Raw genomic sequence first — 21,598 nt, 5'->3', positions numbered from 1 at the left:
ATTATTAAATACTATTTTACATATGGATAAATTTCTTATAACCGGATGCTCTGGCTTTGTAGCACGGCATTTTCTGGATTATCTTGAGGATAATAAGATAAGATGTGAGGTGCTTGGTCTTGATCTGGACGCATTTCAGGCTCATCGTTATTTTAAGTATGTCGATATGAGGAGTGAATGTGTCGATTTACTTAAAAAAGAGGAGATAGAGAGGGTTATATTTGATTTTCAACCGAAATATATACTGCATCTTGCTTCGTTCAGTTCTGTTGCATTCAGTTGGAAGAATCCAACTATAAGTTTCAAGAATAATGTCAACATATTCCTCAATCTTCTTGAGGTAATAAGGGAGTATGGACTTAATACAAGGGTGCTTTCGATTGGTTCATCTGAGGAATACGGTAATGTACTGCCTGAGGAGACACCTCTTACCGAGGAATCCCCATTGCGACCATTGTCACCTTATGCTGTTGCAAGGGTGGCTCAGGAGATGCTGTCAAAGCTTTATGCCGATTCATTTGGGATTGACATTGTGATCACGCGTTCGTTCAATCATATAGGTCCTGGTCAGAGAGATGTGTTTGTTGTGCCGTCATTTATACGTAAGATGCTCGATGCTAAGTTGGCAGGGCAGGCAGATATGACTATGCTTACAGGAAATCTTGATATTGTAAGGGATTTTCTTGATGTCCGGGATGTGGTAAAGGCTTACTACCTGCTTTTGAAAAAAGGAAAGAAAGGGGAGGTGTATAATATCTGTTCAGGTAATCCCACTAAGCTTCAGGAGATAATATCTATAGCAAGTGAGATTATTGATATTGATGTGCACACTGAGATGTCAGCATCGCTTGTTCGCCCAAACGATAATCCTTTGATTTTAGGTGATAATAGCAAACTGAAAAGTCATACAGGCTGGTCAGCCGGATATACTTTGAAGCAAAGTATAGAAGATATAATTGAATATTGGCGAAATATACTTTCAGAGGATTGATGATGCTTGGCGAGAATAATAAGGTTACGGTTGTGACCGTATGCTATAATGCTGCAACAGTAATTGAGGAGACAATTCTTTCGGTCCTTTCACAGGATTATCAGTCAATGGAGTATATCGTCATTGACGGTGGGTCCACTGATGGGACTGTAGATATAATAAAGAAGTATTCCGACAGGATCGCTTACTGGGTATCAGAGCCTGACGGTGGCATATATTATGCGATGAACAAGGCTGTTGAGCATGCTACCGGCGATTATGTCAATTTTATGAATGCCGGTGATACGTTTTTTGATTCAAATGTTCTTAAAGATATATTCTATCGCAAGTTATATACAGAAGATGTTATATATGGAAGCAATCTGTGCCGTTATAGCGGAGGATATAAGTCGCATCATCCGGCAGGATTTGAGGTCTTAGATAAGGCTATGCCGTTTTGCCATCAGAGTTCGTTTACTCGCACAGATGTGTTGCGAGCCTATCCGTTTGATACTGACTACAGACGAGTGGCAGACTATGTTTTTTTTCGTCGACTGTATGAGCGCGGTGGGTCGTTCAGGCGTGTAGATAAATATATATGTGTGTATGATGAGTATGGAATTTCATCAAATATAACCCTTGATTATTATTTTGAACTATGTAGGGCTTTTGGATGGAAGGCAAGTATGAAAGAATATTTGAAGTACTGCATGTTTAATAGAATGAAAAGTCTACGTTATTGTAGACTTAGATTTTTAATCTCTTCTTATCAGAAGCCTGGAAAATATCAGTTACATCCGAAAGGGTTCAAGCAGATGTAATTTAATGAATAGACAACTTATGGTTAAGTATTATGATCATCCTGAGCCGTTCCGTCTGGAATTTGGTGGAGAGATTAAAAATCTGCGCATAGCCTATCACACTTATGGATCGCTTAATGAAAGGTGCGACAATGTGGTGTGGGTGTGCCATGCGCTTACAGCCAACAGTGATGTTCAGGACTGGTGGCCGCACACGGTAGAGGAGGGGATGTTTCTTGATCCTTCACGCTATTTTATAGTGTGTGCCAATTTTATAGGCTCACCTTACGGCACGACTTGCCCATTGAGTGAGAATCCCGATACAGGGCAGCCGTACTATGCCGATTTTCCATGCTACACCATTCGCGATATTGTCAATGCTCATCGATTGCTTGCCGATGCATTGGGGATAGGTGTGGTTCACACTCTTGTCGGGTGTTCGGTAGGTGGATTTCAGGCTGTGGAGTGGGCAGTGATGGAACCTGAGCGTTTTGAGCGTCTTGCACTTATGGCTACTGACGGGATCGCTACCCCATGGACCATCGCTATTGACGAGTCGCAGCGTATGTGCATTGAGGCTGACTCTACTTATGGTGAACCGCGTCCTGATGCAGGAGCCGCCGGGCTTGCTGCCGCACGTGCCATAGGCCTGTTAAGCTATCGCGGTCCTTCGGGCTATAATCTCACCCAATGTGACTCGGAAGAGTTTCCTGCCAAGCGCAGGGCGGTGACCTATCAGCGTTATCAGGGGGAGAAGCTTGTGAAGCGTTTTGATGCATATTCCTATCATGCAATTCTTGACTCGTTTGATTCTCATGATGTGGGCAGAGGACGTGGCGGCATGTATGCGGCATTGTCCAATATCAAGGCTCGGACTCTTGTGATAGGGCTGACTACCGATATTGTGTTCCCTCCTACGGACATGATCGCGCTTGCTGCCCGCATTCCTAAAGCAAAGTATGCCGAGATACATTCTCCATTCGGTCATGACGGATTTCTTGTAGAATATCTTCAGCTCAATGCGTTGATGAAGCCGTTTATGGAGCAGTGATGATTCATAGTGTTTCCGAAAGGTTGCAATTAAAGTAAAAAATATGAAAGGTACAACTAAAGGTTATATTCTCGGAGCGGTTGCTGCCATAAGCTATGGCACAAATCCGCTTTTTGCAGTCCCTTTATATGAGATGGGGCTCACTGTAGGTTCGGTGCTGTTTTATCGTTATGTGCTCGCCACATTGATTCTTGGGCTCGTGATGCTTAAGCGTGGCGATAGTTTCAGGCTTGCTCCTCGACAGATACCGTTGATGTTCATTCAGGGTGTATTGTTTGCGTTGTCGTCAGTAGGTCTTTTTGAGGCGTACAATTATATGGATGTAGGACTTGCATCCACGATGTTGTTTGTGGAGCCTGTCATTATCGCATTGATACTGTGGATATTCTATAGGCAGAGGATTTCTCTTGCCACGTTTATAGCCATTCTGATATCCATTGCAGGAGTGGTGTGTCTTGCCAATCCTGGTCCTGGAGCTCATGTGACCGGTATCGGAATGGTTCTGGTGGTGCTTTCGGCATTGAGCTATTCGATATACATGGTACTGATCAATAAGACGAGTCTAAGGAGCCTTGCTGGTCCTACGTTGACATTCTATTCCTTGCTTTTTGGTATTACGGTATTTATAGTTCAGCTCAAGGGTTTGTCGCAGTTGCAGGGTGTTCCTGCCAATCCGCTCGGGCTTGCCTGCATGGCGGGAATTTCAGTGTTCCCCACCATCGTGTCGATTCTGACTGTGGCTGTGGCAGTGCAGCTTATCGGGTCGGTGCCTGTGTCCATTCTCGGTGCTTTGGAGCCGGTGACAGGAGTGGTGATAGGAGTGTTTGTGTTCAGTGAGTTGCTCACATTGAAGGCCGTTGCAGGTATAGTGCTGATTCTTGCAGCTGTGTTCGTATTGGTATCAAGCCCAACAAAATTATTCAGTCATGGTAAAGCAATGTTCCGTCATATTCGGCTGTCTCGCGGTAGGTGAGTTCATAGTATGGCTCACGGGGATTTCCATTCCGGGAAGTATCCTTGGCATGTTGCTGCTCACAGCTCTTCTTGAGAAGAAAGTTATCAAGGTCGAGGATGTGGGTCCGATGTGTCGGTTCCTGGTGTCTAATATGGGATTTTTCTTTGTCCCTCCAGGTGTCGCGCTTATGCTTTATTTTGATATTATAGCCGATTCATGGCTTGCAATAACCGTAGCTACTGTGGTGAGCACTGCGCTTGTGCTTCTTGTCACAGGGCGGGTCCATCAGTATTTCCGTCATGCAGTTCATAGAAAGTGATATTCCGTCATGCAGTTCATAGAAAGTGATATTTTTCTCGTTGCGTTGACCTTTATGGTCTATTACGGCGCAGGCCGTTTGCGCGACTTTACCGGTATCTCCGCCCTTCATCCGGTGCTTGTTTCTGTGGCGGTGCTCATAGGGTTCCTTGAGATAACAGGGATAAGTTATGAGCAGTATTCTCGTCCGGGTTCGATGATAGAATTTTGGCTTAAGCCCGCCATAGTTGCTCTCGGACTACCGCTTTATACTCAACTGCGCACCATACGCAAGCAGCTTGTGCCGATATTCATGTGTGAACTTGCAGGATGTGTTGTAGGGATAGTATCGGTGGTGCTTATTGCTCAATGGATGGGCGCGTCGCGAGAGGTGATCATCTCGCTTGCTCCAAAGTCGGTGACCAATGCCATCGCCATAGAGATAACCGGGCATCTTGGCGGAATTCCATCGCTGACGGCATCCATCGTGGTGCTTGTGGGGCTGCTTGGAGCCGTGGTGGGGCTCAAAGTGTTGAGTTTCGGAAATATCAGCAGTCCTGTAGCTCAGGGCATCAGTATGGGCACCGCAGCCCATGTCATCGGCACAAGCCGTGTAAATCAGCTTTCGGAGCGTTATGGGGCATATGCCACAGTGGGGCTTATTCTGAACGGTGTTCTTACTTCTGTGCTTGCCGGTCCTCTTCTTGAGATTCTTGGGGTGTAGATGCTGCTTGATTCAGGACTTCCGGATCAGGGATGGTGTCGATGGAGAGCACATCAGCTCCCGATGTGTCGTTGAACAGTCTGAGTCCGAACTCAGGAGCTGTGACTGCTATGTGCTCGAAAAGCGCACTCTGTATAGCCTCATATGCGGTCCATGCCGTGGTGGATGTGAAGCACCATACCTGTAGTGGTATGCCGTACTCTGTTGGGGCAAGCAGGCGTACAAGTATCTGATTGGATGAAGATATGGAAGGATTGTTGAGCAGCCATTCACACAGGTAGGCACGATAAAGTCCGAGGTTAGTCTCAATAGTGCCGTTGACCGTGGCTGTGCCAGGGTCGAAGATAGTTTCCTTCGATGTCTCAAGTTTTTCGATATACGATTTGAGGATAGGGAAGCGCACTATTATCGTATTCAGGAATTCCGGGGTGGCTTGCGTGATCGTGTATATGTCGACAAGTATTGACCGTGCGATCTGACGCACACCGCTCTGGCTCATTCCCCGCCAGTTCTGGAACGAGCCGGAAACAAGGGTATAGGGCGGAAGGGTGACAATGGTGTTGTCCCAGTTGCGAACCTTTACTGCTGTAAGCGACACATCGGTCACTATGCCGTTGGCTATGGTCGAGGGTACTACTATCCAGTCTCCTACATGCAACATGTCATTTTGGGAGAGCTGTAGTCCGGCTACCAGTCCGAGGATACTGTCCTTGAACACAAGCATCAGCACAGCCGCGAAAGCACCAAGTCCGGTGAGCAGTGCCACTGGTGACCTGTTGACAAGAATGGCTACGCATACAATAACGGTTATCACCCATAGTATCCCTATTATAGTGTCGAGAATCCCTCTGAGTGGGAGGTTTCGGGTGTTGCGTTTTTCTTCAAGACGAGCCCACGTGAATGAGGAGACTGAGCATATTGCCATGCACACTACTATAGAGGTGTATATGAGTAGCCCGCGCATTATTATAGTATTGATTATGGAGTGTCCGGTAAATGCAAAAGGCAGTAGCCCGAGTATGACAAGAGGAGGGATGATGCGACAGCAATGGACTATCACATGTTTCTGCACCAGTTCTTGTGCCAGTTCGGGCCGACGTACTTTCACCCATTTGCGCACAATCATCCTCACGAGATTCCCTATCGCCCAGCCTATGAAAAGGGCGGCGATCACGATGATGGCGGTATACAGGAACTCTTCCGTGACACGGTCTTTTTCCAGACCGAACCAGTTAAGGAACCGATGGATGTGAGAAAGGAGCCATTGTGCCACTTTGTGGGAAGGAATGATATCGGCGGTAAGCATAATCAAAATGTTAAAACGTGTACATGATTAACGTTTCAATCCCTGATGGGGTTTGCGCTCTCCGCCATAATTGCTAAATTTGTGTCTTTCAACAAGAATATTATGCTGCTTGCCTCGATATTGCAATCCGTCGAATTCTATGTTATAGCTGTCACAATAGCTGCGATGGTGGTGGCTTTATGTGGAAAGCGTGCCGCTCCTGGACCGGTGAGGGAGATTCTTCTGTCAGGTGTGATCTCAAGAGAAAAGGTATGTGATGGCACGCATCTGGTGGAGCCGGCTATTGAGTTTATATGTTTTGATGATGGTTCTGTAGTGTTAAGGCGTCACGGATTGACTGATGTAACAGACCGTGGGGCAGTGAGCCTTGCTATAGAGCTTAAGGGATTTGATGTTGTGATACGCGAACGTATTGTAAGCGGTCGTGAGGATGGTATGCCTGTCGATACAGCATCGTTCATACTTGATTTCATGGCTCCGGAACACTACTTCATCACCTATCGTTCCGAACTGCCGTCAGGGGCTGTGGTCATGGCATCATCTCTCACTCTCCACAACCGTCCAGGTATACATGTCACCAAAAGGTTGATATAGGTTCTGACCATCTTATATAAAAATATCCCGGAAGCTAATGCATTCCGGGACAAAAACTGTACTGGCATACCGAATGGCGGATTATGCTGTATGTCTGATTAAAAGAACAATCCGTTGATTAGTAATTAAACCATTCAATATCCTTGATTTTTAGTCGAGTGGGCCACTGGTCGCGCTCTCGTAGCTTGATCTCAGTAATATTCGGATTGGTGTTTACATCATATTTATATATCATGCCTTTATCACTGTCGCTCCAGGTAGCTACAATAAGCTGGTCGGACTTATGTCCGGACTGGTATTCTGTTTCTAAGAATGTGATTTCGCTATCCAAAGCTGTCTTGATCAGCTTTTGGCTTCCGATATTATAATCATATTGATATATGGTGTTTCCTATTGCATAAAACAACGAATAGCGTGCCGGTGAGAAACACATGAATTTACCGTTCTCGATGCCCTCAGCTATATTCTTGTCGACGGGGAACAGGTTCTTGTTCTTGTTTCTATCCATGGTGTATATGAACAGATCGCCGTTATTGCTGTCCTTGACAAGAAGATATATCAGACCTGAGGAGCTGTATCCCGATTCTCCATATACAAGTTTTCTGTTCTCCTTTTTGAAATCAAATGACCAGGCATCGTTTGGTTTGTCTTCAATTTCAACGGATTTCTCCACATTACCGAAATTGATAGAGAATGTCACTAATTTGTCACTGTCGGTATCGTAGATATAGGCCGTTGCAGAATAGTTGGATAATGCCGGGATATTAAAGAATATGTCAGGATAGAATTTAAAGAGGGGGGATGTCGCTGTGTTGGAATATCTGTTGGCAGGTAGTGCATAGTACTCCAGTCCCATAAAGCTGTTGGCAAAGATCGCGTCCTCGGTCATGTACATCCTTAGTCGGTTGCTGAGATTGGATGACATGTTGTAGCCTCCTTTCGGGAATACATCCACAGGACGGATGGGCCGCTTAATGTCGTATTGGCAATCAATCTTTCCAAGTGCGCTGAAGGTTGAGGCTATTGTGAATTTATCACCTATATTCATCAGGTATGTCTCATCCTCAGTCATCATGTAGAACTTTATGGCATCGGATGTCTCCGGGTCTTTGTTGTAGTGTGTGCCTGAATAAAATAATTTACGCGGAGATGTGAGATTGAGCTGTGAATTATCGAATACATCCTCGATCATTACTGTGTCACGATTGATAGGCATGGAGAGCATGTCCAGACCGATTGTGGATGACCCATTGACTCCGCCATACAAGAGAAATCCTTTGGAGTTGGGGCTGGATACAGTCAGCGGTATGCTGAACGTAGACTCGATTCCTGTATTTTTCTCTGATACAGTGTATATGATGCTGTAGCTTCCGGATTCTATATCTACGTGCCAGTTGAGATCCTTTTCATGTCCGATGACTTTATGGGTGTGAGGAGCTCCATTGTTTGAAGTTACTCCGCCGTTGCATATGTGCCATTTGAATTCGTAGTTGTCGAGTTGTTCGCCTGACAATGATCCTGTGACTTTAGGCTTGATGACAAGATCGTCAAGTTGTGACAGTACGTTGTAACGTTCCTCAACCTCATCGATTGACACCTCATTGAGTTCAGTGTACTCATAGTTGCCTTTGTCCTCGACACATGATGTTGCTGCCAAGGCAATTGCGACCACAGGTAGAATATATTTTGTTATCATATTTGTCGATATTTATACGATTTTAGTTTTTGTCTACAAGATCCTCCGGACGTGCTCCGTCAGACCACGGACAGGTTTTTACCCACATCATAGAGCCGTCTTCGTCGATAACCCAGTGTTCGCGTCCGAGTTCATACTGCTTTACCAGATAAGATGCAGTGGTCTGCTTTATTATGTTGAGGCGGTCCATAGGCATCTTTTGGGGATTTTCCCATTCAAGGATACCCCATCCGTATGGTTTGCATAACTCCAGGATCAGTTTATATTTTTTCTTTGAGAATGTGCCCAGGTAATGTATATGCCCAGGTACAGAGGGCCATTGATCAGGCTGTGTCAGCTCAGCTGTGATATAAAGATTATGTACTGAAGGATCGGAGTTCTTGCCATATTCGGGATCATTGTCTCCGGAGTCTCTGAGTGGCATATTTCCGATACCTTTTTGTCCGAATGGGAGTGTGAAATGTTCGCCGGGTATGAGTCTGAACTGTACTCGATATCCCTGCTCAAGCATTCGTTCGGTCTTGTGGACCTTTACCTCCATGAATGTTGTGTTCTCGCCCGGAAGGATCGAGAGATTGGGATTGATGAGTTCAAATTCTTCTCCCTCTATTGCATCGGTACTGTCGGCAACTACTTCTATACGGAAAGGTCGTTCATAGTCCTTTAGATAACCGGTCGTTTCGATCTTTATGCGTAAAAGGCTGTCGGATTCAAGAATCTTGTTAAAGTTGACCAATGTATAGTTCTTGTGGGTGAGGCGTTTGAGTATTATCCAGCTTTCGTGAGCCGCACCTAAGTGCTGCTGGTCAAAGAATATCGCATCGACTCCGCTATAGTTTTCGATCTCATGTTTGCTACAGCTGCTCATTGCAATCAATGCAGCTATGGGCACCATTAGGAATCTTAAAATCTTCATAGTGAATTATATAGAGGTGTAAATTTATTATAGATTTGAAATATTTCTTTCTTCAATTTCCGAGTCAGGCAATGGCAATGTATAGTTGCTTAACTGCATATTATATTTGCCATCAATGGATGTGCCGGAGATGATTTCGGTCATGGCACGACGTTTGTAGAAGTAGAATAACTGTCCTTCGCCAATCACTTCACGAGCCATCTCATATGTTATCGCTCTGTCGATATCAGTGTCGGCGGGGAGGTCTCGGCAGTTGCGGTGCAGACGTAGAGTATTGATTAGTTCAAGAGCTTCAGTTGTGTTTGGTGAACTCTCAGCCGCAATCAGGTACATTTCGCTCAGGCGTATGAGCGGAACCATGAAACGATAGGTGGTGACAGTGCCGGTTGAATTGTTTATGGCATCCTTGGTGAATTCATCATATTTATTGAACACGAGTGTGGGCAGAGCTTCTCCCCATGGACCGGCGGCTTCGATTTCCTCATCGGTTGGGTCTATGGTTGACCACATTTTCCTGCGATAGTCGCCGAGATCATCATAGAAAGTGGCTACTTTGGAGTTGCTTGAGAGGCTCGACCCGACAAATGTGAGTCGGTTTGCGAGGGTCAGTGTTGATATGAAGTTGGCGCGTAGCACATTGTCGACTCTTTTGGAGTTGTAGAGTGAGAATATTACTTCTGAAGAGAACAGGTAGTCGTTCTTTCCTTCTGCGTCAATCTGGCTTAGGGTCACCCAGGGGAATACCTCAAGATCTTCGGTGGTTACTTTGTCAATGACATTGGTCTTGGCATATTTGTATGCTTCGGTTTTGTCGCCTTTCCACAGATAAGCACGAGCGAGCATCGCCTCTACCGCATAGTAGTTGAGGCGGAGCTGTCGGAATGATGTGTCGTAGGTCGATACGCCGTCGTCATTGGTCAGAATGTTGCCTACACCTTCCGTGATGATCGGGTCATACTGTGACAGCAATGACTCTGCTTCTTTCAGGTCATTGATGATTTTTCCGAGTACTTCACTGGCAGGGAGGAGGGGTTGTATGACGCGTTGTGATGATTCCTGATATGGGATGCATACCTGGTCGGGTGATGTGCTGTATATGGGTCCGAACAGGCGTAACAGGTCGAAATGAAGGAAGGCTCTGAGGGCGAATGCTTCTCCGCGTATGATGCCTCTCTGTTTTTCATTCAGGACATCTCCTGTCTCGGTGTGTTCTATCACCACGTTTGTGTTAGCGATAAGGTTATACAGTGTCTGCCAGATGTTTTCGATGGATGTCTTTATTGAAGGATCGTTATATTTGTATCCGGCATAAAGTCGTTTGGAATGACTGTTGTTTTCGGTCACGTTGTAGTATTGTGCCATTACATCAATTGCTCCTGTTGACAGCTGATTGCTGTATAGGCCGTTCATGCCGATATATATTCCGTTGAGAGCGGTGCAATAGCCTTTGTAGTCGCTAAACATGGTTTTTTCCATCACTTTGTCCTCCATATCTACTCTGAGCCAGTCGTTGCATGATGACATTCCGGCTCCGAGCACAGCGGTGATGGCTATGGGTAATATATTGAATTTCATTTTCATGATTGATATTGTTAAGATTATGACGAAATTAGAAGCCCAGTCCGATGGAAAGAGAGAATGAACGCTGGAACGGGTAGTCGATGCCGCGCTCTTCTTTGATGTTGGATATGCGGAATATGTCGTTCATGTAAGCACGGATGTCGATTGATGTCATACCCATTGTGCGCAGGAACGGCCATTGAGTGGTGCGGTATCCTATGTTGATGGATGAGCATTCGATAGTGTGTTCAGTGGCAATGAATCGACTGCTGGCATGAGATACACTGTGGTCATCGATGCGCTTGTATTTGGCTATGTCACCTGGCTTTTTCCATCGGTCGGTGAGGGCACGGCGGTCTTGGTTCTGTTTGATCTGGTCTTTGCCTATGTTCTCGACTTTATCCATAAGTGTGGAAAGGACAACGTCTCCACCTGTACGGTAGGTGAATGCTGCTCCGAAAGAGAAGCCTTTATATAGGAGCGAAGTGCTGAATGATCCGGTAAATTTGGGGTTGGTGTCTCCTACCAGGACTTCATCCTCGGGGTCCCATTCAAATGTGTAAGTGCCGTCCTTGCGTATGAACACCTCGTTGCCTGTTGCCGGGTCGATGCCTGCCGAACGCACTGCATAGAGTCCGGTGGTGCTTGCACCGTCGTACATTCGTGTGAGAGCCTTGCTGAGATTTCTTCCTTCAGTCTTTCCTGCTTCATCCTTTCCGTCCTTGTTGTATTTTTCAAGAGTCTTACCGATATTGTAGTAGTCGGTGGTGTTGTGGTTGAGGTTTGCACTTACGTACCAGTTGAGGTCGCCTTTGCGTAATATGTAATATGTGGCAGCCACAGAGACTGAACGGTTGTCGGTGCCTCCGATATTCATGGGAGCAGTGGTTGTGCCGGTCGAACTCGGGAGCTGAATTCTCACGAGCATGGGATTTGACTTGCGTATCTGATAGTCAATATTGAACGACAGTTTGTTCTCGAACATGGTGGTGGTCAAACCGATATTATATGTCTTTGTTTTCTGCCATTCGAGCCAGTTGTTGCCCCATTGGCTGACAAGTGCTGAAAGACCGAATGGATTGATGTATTCGTTGGTGTAGTTGTATATGCTTGATGCGAGTTTGGCGTCATAGTTCTGGTTGCCAGGGTTACCATACGAGGCATGCAGTTTGAGGTATGAGATGTACTTGTTGTTATGGAACCATTTCTCATTGTGGACGTTCCATCCTAAACCCACCGACCAGGTATTGGTGAACGGATCATCTATACCAAACTGTGATGCTCCGTTGCGCGACAGGTTGAAATCGAGCAGGTAGCGCATTGCGTAGGCATAGTTCAAGTTGGCATAGAAGCTGACACTGCGGCTCTTTGTATCGGCTGACGATGGTTTGCCACCTTCGGGATATCCTACCGAGAAGTTGGGGTTGGAGAACTTGTCGGACAGGTAGCCTTTGGCTGAGAATGTACTGTTCTTGGATGAGTTTTGTGAGAATTGCATACCACCAACAGCATTGAATGTATGGTCACCCCAAAATGCGCCATATGTTGCATTGATCCTGCCGTTATAGCTTGTACTGGTGGTGTTTCCTTCAGTGTATTGTCCTCGGTCCAGCTCGGATTTTGTAGCCTGGCTGGTCTCATTCGGTGATATGAATCTCTCAGTGTTGAGTTTATTCAGGCTATATTGGAAACTGCCGCGCAGGCGCAGTTGATTAGTGGCTCGCCATTCGAACTGGAAGTTGTCAGTAATGCCTGTATTGGAGCTTTTATTGAAGCTGTTCTGTATGAAGTCCCATAATGGATTCCATATCGGAGTGGCACCGAGACCTTCACTGAATACGTATTTGGGAATCTCTCCGTTTTCATTGTATTTTGTGTAGAAAGGGTTCATTCGGGCAAAGTTGCTGAATGATACGGTTTCGTTGTTGGCAGTAGTGTTGTTGATCGTTGTCTGATTAGTGAAATTAAAATTCTCCACGCGATAAGAAAGAGTGATGTTGCCGTTGATCACTTCTCGGTCAGAATTTTTCATGACACCTTGTGTTTTTCCGTAGGAGAGTCCGGCACCATAGCGGAATGCAGAATCTCCACCATCAATATATACATTGTGGTTTTGGGTGAATGCTGTGCGCAGAGGTTCGTTCATCCAGTATGTGTCACGACCTGACTCAACAAGGCGGAGACGTTCAAAGTATCTGCTTCGCTGGTATTCTTCTATTGGGAGTCCGTTCTCATCAAGACCTTTGTCGCCGTCATATTCGCCGGAAAGGAGCTCATATCTTAGTTTGTCATTGGCGTCCATGAGATTGTAGTCACTGAGGTCAGCCCATCCCACCTGTATTGATCCGTTGTATGTGAGGCGCAGACGTCCTGCCGATGGTTTCTTTGTCTCAACTACGATAACACCATTTGCTGCTTTGGAGCCGTATATAGCCGTTGCTGAGGCATCTTTTAATACAGAGATGCTTTCTACACGGTCCATATTGAGGTCGCTGATAGTCTGTAGTGTTGATTCGAATCCGTCAAGAATGAATAGAGGCTGGTTGGGGTCAGTCTCATATTCGGCAGATAGTGCCTGTACGTTCATTTTGCCGTTAATGGATATGTCGGCAAGTTGGTTCGGGTTGGAGCCGAACTGAGTGTTGTCGGTCATCACGATCGACGGGTCGAGTATGGCAAGACTTTTAAGAATGCCCTGTGGGGCTATAGCTTTGAGGTCATCGCCACGGAATGTGGAGACTGATCCTGTAAAGCTCTCGATATTACGTGTATATATGCCGTTCACAACGGTTTCACCAAGGGTGGTTGCGTCGTTCTCAAGACGTACTGTCACCTTGTTGCCGGCTGTGGCACGTATTTCCTGAGGCTTCATGCCCACATATGTGAATTTTAGCCTGGCTTTAGGTTCGCTATAGTTGAATATGAAGTTTCCGTCTACATCAGTGGCTGTGCCTATAGCTTTTTTCCCTACAACAATGACTGACACTCCGGGTAGTGGTTCTCCTTCTTCGTCAATCACGACACCGCGGTACACATTGTTTTTTGTGCTTTCTGCTGTTGTAACTGTCTGTGCATCAATGAGGTTTACCCCCCCATATACAGGCATATAACAGCTAAAGATGCTGCAAACCGCATTCCGATTTTACTCATGCTTGTGATTTTTTGGATTGGTTTATAATGTGTTGAAAATTGGCTAAATATGGTTCATATGTTAGACACTGCGATTACACGATTTGGTATCTGTATTGCAAATTAATGAATAAAAAATGTAAAAAACAAGAAAATGTTGTAAAAAGTTTGAATAGTATGAATTTTTTGGAATAAAAATCTGTTAAAACATCCGACAGCGGAAAGAAAAAAATGATTTTAGGTAAAAAGTGTCAATACGACACTTATTGGTTTGCGCCTTATATTAGAATATGTTATAAGTATTGACCACTGGAATGTATTGAGTATTGGTTGAATGTTCTATTTGGCATAAGCAAGTGTGTCGGCATGTATTGTGAGGAGGCGTGCTCCGCAGAGGTGTGGCATTAGGTCGGAATGGGTGGTCGCGTGATAACGTAGGGTGGCTGATGTCGGATATCGGTTGAAATACGGATCATTGTGTAGGTATAATTCGATCCGGTCTATTTCTGGGGAGCGACTTACATGGTTGCAGTATGCTATGACTTTTTGAGCATTCCTTGGCAGCACTTTTATTCCGATTTTTTTTGTGGGACTATTGAAATGCATCACGGCTATTATATGCCATATCGGGCGAGAGATAGCCTCTGATTTTTCTTCTGGGGTGATTCGGTGTGAGATGGTTATGTTCCTGCCGTATGAAGCATTTATTCCGTTCATTATTGACCGGAATATCGGGCCATGCGGGGTGCGGTCAGGAAGGTGGTTGTAGTGGATGAAATAGTGTATCATCTCATGGATTATGGTGTCGTCGATTGTTCTTTGCGGAAGGCTGATACGTGTGCTTATGCGTAGTTCGAAATCGTAATATTCACGACTTCCGTCAGGCAATGTGCGTATCTTGGAGACAAATTGCCCAAGAAAGGTCCTGGCGTCACTCAGTTTTATCGGGATGCGTGGGAGATGTCCGCCGAACATCTGGCTGTTGTATTCGTCAAACCGTTTTTCAATATACTCAATGGTCGGTCGCATGGGTGTCGGTTGGGATGATGGTATCACATAAGCAGTCTTAAATTCATGGAACCATAAGGGTATCAGATATGCCCTTATGGTTCCATGAATTTAAGACTGATGTCCTGTAAATAGTGGGTTATTCAGCTTTTTTCTTTGCTGTAGCTTTCTTTGCAGTTACTTTCTTGGGCTCAGTCTCTTTTTTTGTTTTTGAGGCTGTTTTTCTCGTCTTGGGCGCAGCGGGTTTCTCGGTCTCTTTTTCGCGGAGCAGGTGTTCCTCGTTAAAGTGCTCGATATTCTTGCGCATTGATTCTGCTTCCTTGTTGAGTGTCTCAATCTCGCGCTCCTGATTGCGTATGGTGGTCAGGAGCGAGGAGAGTTCTTCGTTGTCGATGCTCATGGGGTACTGGGCTTCTACGCGAACAATGAAGTCGGCAAGCACATTCATGTAGTTGGTGAATGCATCGAATGGTGTGTCATATGGCGAGAATTGCGAATGTACCGAACCGTCATGCATGTTTTTTGTAGACATGTAGAAGAAATGATCGGCAGCCTGGAGATAATACCAGTCCTGTTTCAGACGGCGGTCCTCGCATAGACGCACGCGCTCACTTACGCTGTAGAGTTTATCGAAAGCTTCTTTCTGAAGTTTGTTTCCAAGCCATGCGCTGGTATCGCGTGCTTCGTCAGCCCAGCTGATGGGGTGGAGCACCGGCAGAGAGTCCACAGCCTTGAGCTTGCTTACTGCTGTAGAAGGGGTCCAGAATTCGATGCCCTTTTCAGCAGCGAAGCGCGGGAGGGCTTCAAGGAACTGGAATATTCCTGTCTCGCGTGGCTGGAAGTCACCGAACACTTCAAGATTCATGAACAGGTTGATGATCTGTTGGTCCTCCGGAGTCGATGCTATCCATGAGATGTATTTGTCGGCAGTCAGAGGATATTCGTCCCAGGATGTGTTGGCGAAGCGGTCGGAGATGTCGCTTGAGAACTTGTCGTTCTTCAGCATGATTTTCAGTTTCGGGGCTGATGCCGCTGAATATACATAGTTGGGAGACTTCCATCCAAGTATGTGCTTGGCTCCTTCGGTGATCACGCCTTTATAGCCCATCTCAAGTATCTGAGGGGCGAGATCGTCGCAATATATCAGCTCGGTGTTGCGTAACACTTTAGGCGACTGTCCGAAAAGCTCTTTGATTTTGTCGTCATGAACTTTTACCTGATTGGCAAACTCTTCAGGATCAGCGAGTGATGCGAGTGAGTGGGCATAGGTCTCGGCGAGAAATTCCACACATCCTGTGGCTGCGAGTTTCTTGAGTAAGTCAATGAATTCGGGCACGTATAGCTCGAATTGTTCGAGTGCTGTGCCGGTGATTGAGATTGCGCATTTGAATGCTCCTTTGGTGGTCTCAATCATCTTGAGCAGGCTTTGGGCTGCCGGTATATAGCTGCGCTCGGCTATGCGGGTGATGATATCGTCGTTGGCGAAGTCATCATAGTAATAGTGGTCGTTGCCTATGTCGAAGAAACGGTATCTCTTCAGACGGAATGGCTGGTGAATCTGAAAATAGAAGCAGATAGCTTTCATATATGGTTGGGTGTTTGTTATTTAAATGTTTCGGGATAGGTGCATCATCGACCGAGCACCTTGTTGTATATATCTATCACTTTCCTTCCTGCCTTATCCCAGGTGATCTGGTTGACTTCGTTGAGTCCGTCCTCTCGAAGCTGGGTGTACATTGCCGGATATGTGACGATAGAGTTGATGGCGTCAGCCATTGCGTCGATATCCCAATAGTCGGTCTTGATGACGTTTGTGAGGATTTCGGCACATCCGCTCTGTTTGGAGATGATGGATGGCACTCCCATCTGCATGGCCTCAAGGGGTGATATGCCGAAAGGTTCTGACACTGATGGCATCACATATACATCGGATGCTTTTAACATTTCGTACACCTGGCTTCCTCTCTGGAATCCTGGGAAATGGAAGCGGTCGGATATTCCTCGCTCAGCAGCAAGGAGTATCATCTTGTTCATCATATCGCCACTTCCTGCCATCACGAATCGGACGTTAGGATTGTTCTTGAGCACCTTTGCAGCAGCTTCCACGAAATATTCCGGACCTTTCTGCATGGTGATGCGACCGAGGAACGTTACCACCTTGTCCTTCGATTTGTGTTCCGGCACATTGAGCTGCTCGGGGGTAAGAGGTGTCACGGCATTGTGAACGGTCGTTACCTTTGCCGGGTCGATGCCGTAGTTGTGAATCACAGTGTCGCGGGTAAGATTGCTTACCGTTATGATGTGGTCGGCATAGTTCATGCCGTCCTTCTCGATGCCGAAAACGGTGGGATTGGGTTTCCCTCGTGAACGGTCAAATTCTGTGGCATGGACGTGGATCACAAGCGGCTTGCCCGATACCTGCTTGGCATGGATTCCGGCGGGATATGTGAGCCAGTCGTGAGAGTGGATCACGTCATAGTCGATGGTGCGGGCTATGACTCCTGCACATATGGAGTAGTTGTTGATCTCTTCTACAAGGTTGTCGGGGTAGCGGCCTGAGAATTCGATGCATCCCAGATCGTTGGTGCGCATATAGTTGAAGTCGGCGTAGATGTGGTCACGCAGACGGAAGTAGAAATCCGGGTCCATGACGTTGCCGATGCGTCCCTGTACATATTCACGGTTGACGTCGCGCCAGCATATGGGCACTTGCGACATTCCGATAATATTGGCGAAGTGACGCTCCTCGTCACCGTGGGGCTTGGGTATGACAAAGGTGATATCCATGTCGCCACACTCCCACATGCCCTTAGTGAGACCGTAGCTGGCGGTGCCGAGACCGCCGAGGATGTGAGGTGGAAATTCCCACCCGAACATTAATGCTTTCATGTGTGTGAGAGTGGTTTAGTCCATTATGAATTTTTTGAGAGTGGTGAGCGTGCGCAACACTTCTGCCACATTGGTCACATGGCTTATGGCACCGCGTCCTACGTATGGAGGATTGGCGTCATAGAGCTGGGAGAGTGATCCGATACAGCCTTGAGTCATCTCGTCCTCAAAGCCGATGAGCATACGGTCGATATAGCTTACGCCACTCATGCCAAACACTTTGAGGTATGCATCGGAATAGAATCCGATGAGCCATGGACGGGACGGTCCGTTGTGCAGGGCTATCTCGCGGTCTTCAGGCGAACCGAGGTAGTTGGGGCGATAGCCGAAGCTTTTTGGAGATAAGGTGCGCAGTCCTTTTGGAGTGAGGAGCTCACGTGTCACAATGTCGAGAATACGCTTGCGCTGACGGCGGTCAAGCGGGCTGTAGTCGAGTCCGATAGCGATAGCCATGTTGGGACGGACTGACGGATCGGCATATGTGCCGTTTACATAGTCGTACAGATATCCGTAGTCGTTGAGAAATGTGTGGACAAATGGTTCTGCCATCTTGTCGGCTGCTGCCTGATACTTGGCTTGCTCGTCACCTTGGGTGAGTCGTGTGGCGAAGATGAGAGCATTGTACCACAATGCGTTGAATTCAACAAGGTATCCTGTGCGAGGAATGATTGGACGCCCTCCAAGTGAGGCATTCATCCACGACATAGGCTTTACGGTGCCGTCGGTGCTCACCATTCCGTTGTCGGAGTCTATGTGCAGGAGCGGATGCTTGTTGGCAAGTATATAGTCGAGTATCGCACGGATGTCGCTGAGATATTTTGCTGAAGCTTCTTCGCGAGAATAGGCCTTGGCGTATTGCTGTAGAGCCCACACAGCCCATAAAGGGTTGTCAGGAAGGTCGATCCCCATGATGCGCCGGTCAAGTTCGCCGGTTTTCATGAAATTGCGGAGAGCCTTGAGCGCTGTCGACATGATTTTCTCGAAATCCTCGCGGTGATTGATGGCGATAGTGGCTCCGGGGAGTGCCATAAATGTGTTGCGGGCGAGAGTTTTCCCCCATGGATAGCCTGACAGCAGATACATGCTTTCATGATCCTTGAGGTAGCATTGCTTGACTGCGTTCTTAAGGCAGTTGAAGAATGAGGTGCGGCATGTGCGCTGTGCGATCTCTTTTTCGTACATTCTGGCAAGTGATCGTGGGGATACTTCGCTTAGCCCGGCTGAGAAGATGATGCTTTCTCCTTTCTTGATGGGAACCTCGAAGTATCCGGGCACCCAAAGGTCCTCGGTGTATGGCACACCGCGTTCAAGGTCCTTGACATATTCGAAGCCATTGTACCAGTGCGGATCATAGGTCCATGACGGCTTATGGGAGAACTGCATGAACAGGCGCGGATAGCCTTTATACAGGCATGCCGACACTCCATTGTCGATTTCCGGTATCTCTGTGTTGAGTGTGTCGTTTGCTATGCACAGTTCGTTTGCTTCACGGAATGCAAGCACAGGGCGGAAACGCAGGGTGGTGGCTGAGTGTGCCTCTACAAGTGTGTAACGTATGAGAATGCGGTTCTCATTGGAGATGAAGATCTTTTCTTTGGTCAGAATCACTCCGCCCACGCGATATGTGGTCCGTGGTACGCTCTCACAGTCAAATTCTCTTATATACTTGTGTCCGTTGGGGCTCATGACACCACCGCTGTAGCGATGCAGCCCTAAGTTGAAAGGGGCCCCATGCTGGTACACTGTCTCGTCGAGTGATGACAACATCACATGCCACGAATTGCCCATTTCAGGAATAGGCACTACAAGCAATCCGTGCTGTTTGCGGGTGTTGCAGTCAACTATCGTTGTGCAGTGATATGCTCCAGCTTGATTAGTGCGAAGCATCTCCTTGGGTAAGGATTGCTCCAGGTTAATCATGAGGTTCTTATCAAATTTAAGATAGCTCATTTATATTTATGGATTTATAATTAGTTTCAGTTAGAATTATGATTATGGTCTGTATACATTCGATGAGGCGAGAAAAGATTAAGAAGAGAGGTGGTTTTGGTTTTTAAATTCACGAATTTATGACTTTTTGGTGACAGATGCAAATTATAGTGCGTATTTCTGCAAATGTTTATAAAAACAGTCCGGGAGCTATGTTTTAAAACATAGCTCCCGGACTGTTTTGTGGATTTTATGTGATGGATTATTGTCTTCGTTGCTGGTTGCGATTGCGTTTTGGATCGGTATATGAGGTCTCGACTGAAAGGGTCCAGCGTTTCCCTCCTTCCTGAATCAGAGAGTAGCGTGAGAAGTTGCCTTTGTTGTCGTTGAAATCTATGCAGTACACAGCAGAATTTCTTTCATTGTTTGCCTGGTAGTTCACAGCATTGGGGCGTTCTTTTTTTATTGCTGAGATTAGGCGTTTGGCAAGTTTTGCGTCCGAGAACACTATGAGGCGGGTTGATCTGACCACTTTTCGCGTTCTTGGGTCGCGCTTTTCGCGATACATGACATTGCTCACCTGATTGCTGTCCTCAATTGACTCTACGATATTGGATATAGAGCCTTGGGCATAGGAAGCAATAGGTGCGAGGAGACAGAGAATGAGTGATATGAAGAGGGTACGTGTCATGGTGAGGTCAATATTTTAGGGTTGTTTCTACGATGTTGCGCACATTGGGGTTGTCCATGTCAAGATCGGATGTCATAGATGTGTTGAACCGTTCGTCGAAGCTGTCGAATTCGTTGTTGAATGATGCCAGACGCATCTCGATTTTACGTTCTGCCAATTCTATTTCCGGAAGTACTATTTCAAGGTCGGTGATCTTTTCTCCGTCCCGTATTATGTAGCTGCCGGAGTAGGCATAGGCATCATCGTATCGGTGTGATCGCATGCTGAGACCGACTGTGATAAGAATGGCGATGACGGCGGCAGCTCCTGCCCATTGCCATAGTTTGAGTGGAAGGACGCGGATGGGTGGATTATATGATTTACGGTTGGTCTCCTTATTGTCAGATTGACGTATCGAGTCGTACCATCCGAACATGCGCCGGTACTTCTCCGCTTCCGGCGGCAGGTGCCGCTGTGAGAAGTAGGCATATAGTGCGCGCTCTTCATCCATGCTTGTCTCGGCATTGAGGAAGCGGTCAACCCACTCGTTATAGTTATTGTCAGTTATGTTGTTCATGTTTTGTCAGATATCCTGTTGTAAAAATAATTCTTTTATGTGATTTCGTGCGCGAGATAGTGCAACTCTGATTGCCCCAGGTGTCGAGCCTGTTACATTTGCGATGTCATCTATATCCATCTCTTCGATGTGCCTCATCCTTATGAGGGCTTGTTGGGCTGACGGAAGAGATGCCATTATATGTGTGAGTCGGTTCTCGGCCTCGGTGGCTTCGAGCGATTCATCTGGGGATGGGCCGCTGTCGGGGGAGTCATAGTCGTCGAGGCTCACGTGATATCCGCTCTTTTCACTTCTCAGCAGATCTATCGCACGGTTGCGTGCGATTGTCATGGCGAGTGCCTCTATGCTTCGGTATGAATCCAGACGGTCGCGTTGGGTCCAAAGCTTTAAAAGGGTGTCCTGAGCCACATCGTCAGGAAAACCCGTATCGGTGTTGTCAGGAGCAAGCCTGCGGGTCATTCTGATGATGCTTTCCCTTATTGAAGGTGCTATCGCTTCAAACTCTTTTCGGTTCATTCTATTATATA

General features: G+C 46.6%; 19 protein-coding genes. 7 read left to right on the top strand and 12 right to left on the bottom strand.

Going from position 1 to position 21,598, the window contains the following annotated elements:
• The first annotated feature begins 22 nt into the window (after positions 1-22).
• Genes EZ315_RS01025 through EZ315_RS01000 form a run of 6 tightly spaced genes read left to right on the top strand, consistent with a single transcriptional unit; the run spans position 23 to position 4,797 of the window.
• A complete protein-coding gene (locus EZ315_RS01025) occupies positions 23-991 on the top strand; it encodes a GDP-mannose 4,6-dehydratase (protein WP_135469861.1) in 969 nt (322 codons plus the stop codon).
• Entirely contained in the window at positions 964-1,791 is an 828-nt protein-coding gene (locus tag EZ315_RS01020; protein ID WP_135469859.1) for a glycosyltransferase family 2 protein, read from the top strand. Before EZ315_RS01025 ends, EZ315_RS01020 begins: the two co-directional genes overlap by 28 nt.
• A gap of 4 nt (positions 1,792-1,795) precedes the next feature.
• Entirely contained in the window at positions 1,796-2,821 is a 1,026-nt protein-coding gene (locus EZ315_RS01015; RefSeq protein WP_242452460.1) for a homoserine O-acetyltransferase family protein, read from the top strand.
• A gap of 43 nt (positions 2,822-2,864) precedes the next feature.
• Positions 2,865-3,794 (top strand): DMT family transporter, encoded by a 930-nt coding sequence (locus EZ315_RS01010; RefSeq protein WP_135469858.1) that lies wholly within the window; start codon positions 2,865-2,867, stop codon positions 3,792-3,794.
• Complete coding sequence (locus EZ315_RS01005; protein ID WP_135469856.1) at positions 3,748-4,095, top strand: CidA/LrgA family protein; 348 nt, start codon at positions 3,748-3,750, stop codon at positions 4,093-4,095. The genes EZ315_RS01010 and EZ315_RS01005 overlap by 47 nt, the downstream gene beginning before the upstream one ends.
• A gap of 9 nt (positions 4,096-4,104) precedes the next feature.
• Positions 4,105-4,797, top strand: a complete 693-nt coding sequence (locus EZ315_RS01000; RefSeq protein WP_135469854.1) for an LrgB family protein — start codon at positions 4,105-4,107, stop codon at positions 4,795-4,797.
• Here EZ315_RS01000 and EZ315_RS00995 read toward each other — a convergent pair.
• Positions 4,751-6,103 carry a mechanosensitive ion channel family protein gene (locus EZ315_RS00995; RefSeq protein WP_135469852.1) on the bottom strand — a complete coding sequence of 451 codons (1,353 nt, stop codon included), beginning with the start codon at positions 6,101-6,103 and terminating at the stop codon, positions 4,751-4,753. The two genes, EZ315_RS01000 and EZ315_RS00995, sit on opposite strands and share 47 nt — an antisense overlap.
• 81 nt (positions 6,104-6,184) lie before the next feature.
• Between EZ315_RS00995 and EZ315_RS00990 the strand changes: the two genes are divergently transcribed.
• Positions 6,185-6,697, top strand: coding sequence for a hypothetical protein (locus tag EZ315_RS00990; RefSeq protein WP_135469850.1), 513 nt, complete (start codon positions 6,185-6,187; stop codon positions 6,695-6,697).
• A gap of 118 nt (positions 6,698-6,815) precedes the next feature.
• On the opposite strand, the gene EZ315_RS00985 is transcribed toward EZ315_RS00990, so the two are convergent.
• From EZ315_RS00985 to EZ315_RS00935, 11 genes are all read right to left on the bottom strand, one after another.
• Positions 6,816-8,393 (bottom strand): PKD-like family lipoprotein, encoded by a 1,578-nt coding sequence (locus EZ315_RS00985; RefSeq protein WP_135469849.1) that lies wholly within the window; start codon positions 8,391-8,393, stop codon positions 6,816-6,818.
• Between the two features lie 22 nt (positions 8,394-8,415).
• Complete coding sequence (locus tag EZ315_RS00980; protein WP_135469847.1) at positions 8,416-9,309, bottom strand: DUF4843 domain-containing protein; 894 nt, start codon at positions 9,307-9,309, stop codon at positions 8,416-8,418.
• Positions 9,310-9,336: 27 nt separating this feature from the next.
• A complete protein-coding gene (locus EZ315_RS00975; protein WP_170957417.1) occupies positions 9,337-10,884 on the bottom strand; it encodes a RagB/SusD family nutrient uptake outer membrane protein in 1,548 nt (515 codons plus the stop codon).
• Between the two features lie 34 nt (positions 10,885-10,918).
• Positions 10,919-13,888 carry a SusC/RagA family TonB-linked outer membrane protein gene (locus tag EZ315_RS00970; protein WP_170957416.1) on the bottom strand — a complete coding sequence of 990 codons (2,970 nt, stop codon included), beginning with the start codon at positions 13,886-13,888 and terminating at the stop codon, positions 10,919-10,921.
• Between the two features lie 449 nt (positions 13,889-14,337).
• The gene (locus EZ315_RS00965; protein WP_135469842.1) at positions 14,338-15,027 is read right to left on the bottom strand and encodes a SprT-like domain-containing protein; all 690 of its coding nucleotides are present in this window, start codon (positions 15,025-15,027) and stop codon (positions 14,338-14,340) included.
• Between the two features lie 118 nt (positions 15,028-15,145).
• The gene (locus EZ315_RS00960) at positions 15,146-16,591 is read right to left on the bottom strand and encodes a glycoside hydrolase family 57 protein (protein ID WP_135469839.1); all 1,446 of its coding nucleotides are present in this window, start codon (positions 16,589-16,591) and stop codon (positions 15,146-15,148) included.
• A gap of 44 nt (positions 16,592-16,635) precedes the next feature.
• Complete coding sequence (locus tag EZ315_RS00955; RefSeq protein ID WP_135469836.1) at positions 16,636-17,895, bottom strand: glycosyltransferase; 1,260 nt, start codon at positions 17,893-17,895, stop codon at positions 16,636-16,638.
• A gap of 15 nt (positions 17,896-17,910) precedes the next feature.
• A complete protein-coding gene (locus EZ315_RS00950) occupies positions 17,911-19,845 on the bottom strand; it encodes a glycogen debranching enzyme N-terminal domain-containing protein (RefSeq protein WP_135469834.1) in 1,935 nt (644 codons plus the stop codon).
• A 241-nt stretch (positions 19,846-20,086) separates the two neighbouring features.
• On the bottom strand, positions 20,087-20,515 hold the full coding sequence (locus EZ315_RS00945) for a DUF5024 domain-containing protein (protein WP_135469831.1): 429 nt from the start codon (positions 20,513-20,515) through the stop codon (positions 20,087-20,089).
• A 7-nt stretch (positions 20,516-20,522) separates the two neighbouring features.
• Positions 20,523-21,071 carry a hypothetical protein gene (locus tag EZ315_RS00940; protein WP_135469829.1) on the bottom strand — a complete coding sequence of 183 codons (549 nt, stop codon included), beginning with the start codon at positions 21,069-21,071 and terminating at the stop codon, positions 20,523-20,525.
• 6 nt (positions 21,072-21,077) lie between these two features.
• Positions 21,078-21,587 carry an RNA polymerase sigma factor gene (locus EZ315_RS00935; RefSeq protein ID WP_170957415.1) on the bottom strand — a complete coding sequence of 170 codons (510 nt, stop codon included), beginning with the start codon at positions 21,585-21,587 and terminating at the stop codon, positions 21,078-21,080.
• Positions 21,588-21,598 lie beyond the last annotated feature (11 nt).

Origin of the sequence: Duncaniella freteri (assembly GCF_004766125.1) — a bacterium.
In the GTDB taxonomy this organism is placed as follows: Bacteria; Bacteroidota; Bacteroidia; order Bacteroidales; family Muribaculaceae; genus Duncaniella; species Duncaniella freteri.
This window is presented reverse-complemented; position numbering and strand designations above follow the sequence as displayed.

Bases quoted from the DNA above. Each gene is read 5' to 3' on its own strand.
- EZ315_RS01025 (WP_135469861.1), top strand. From the start codon at position 23: ATGGATAAATTTCTTATAACCGGATGCTCTGGCTTTGTAGCACGGCAT.
- EZ315_RS01015 (WP_242452460.1), top strand. From the start codon at position 1,796: ATGAATAGACAACTTATGGTTAAGTATTATGATCATCCTGAGCCGTTC.
- EZ315_RS01010 (WP_135469858.1), top strand. From the start codon at position 2,865: ATGAAAGGTACAACTAAAGGTTATATTCTCGGAGCGGTTGCTGCCATA.
- EZ315_RS01005 (WP_135469856.1), top strand. From the start codon at position 3,748: ATGGTAAAGCAATGTTCCGTCATATTCGGCTGTCTCGCGGTAGGTGAG.
- EZ315_RS01000 (WP_135469854.1), top strand. From the start codon at position 4,105: ATGCAGTTCATAGAAAGTGATATTTTTCTCGTTGCGTTGACCTTTATG.
- EZ315_RS00995 (WP_135469852.1), bottom strand. From the start codon at position 6,103: ATGCTTACCGCCGATATCATTCCTTCCCACAAAGTGGCACAATGGCTC.
- EZ315_RS00985 (WP_135469849.1), bottom strand. From the start codon at position 8,393: ATGATAACAAAATATATTCTACCTGTGGTCGCAATTGCCTTGGCAGCA.
- EZ315_RS00980 (WP_135469847.1), bottom strand. From the start codon at position 9,309: ATGAAGATTTTAAGATTCCTAATGGTGCCCATAGCTGCATTGATTGCA.
- EZ315_RS00975 (WP_170957417.1), bottom strand. From the start codon at position 10,884: ATGAAATTCAATATATTACCCATAGCCATCACCGCTGTGCTCGGAGCC.
- EZ315_RS00965 (WP_135469842.1), bottom strand. From the start codon at position 15,027: ATGCGACCGACCATTGAGTATATTGAAAAACGGTTTGACGAATACAAC.
- EZ315_RS00960 (WP_135469839.1), bottom strand. From the start codon at position 16,591: ATGAAAGCTATCTGCTTCTATTTTCAGATTCACCAGCCATTCCGTCTG.
- EZ315_RS00955 (WP_135469836.1), bottom strand. From the start codon at position 17,895: ATGAAAGCATTAATGTTCGGGTGGGAATTTCCACCTCACATCCTCGGC.
- EZ315_RS00950 (WP_135469834.1), bottom strand. From the start codon at position 19,845: ATGAGCTATCTTAAATTTGATAAGAACCTCATGATTAACCTGGAGCAA.
- EZ315_RS00945 (WP_135469831.1), bottom strand. From the start codon at position 20,515: ATGACACGTACCCTCTTCATATCACTCATTCTCTGTCTCCTCGCACCT.
- EZ315_RS00940 (WP_135469829.1), bottom strand. From the start codon at position 21,071: ATGAACAACATAACTGACAATAACTATAACGAGTGGGTTGACCGCTTC.
- EZ315_RS00935 (WP_170957415.1), bottom strand. From the start codon at position 21,587: ATGAACCGAAAAGAGTTTGAAGCGATAGCACCTTCAATAAGGGAAAGC.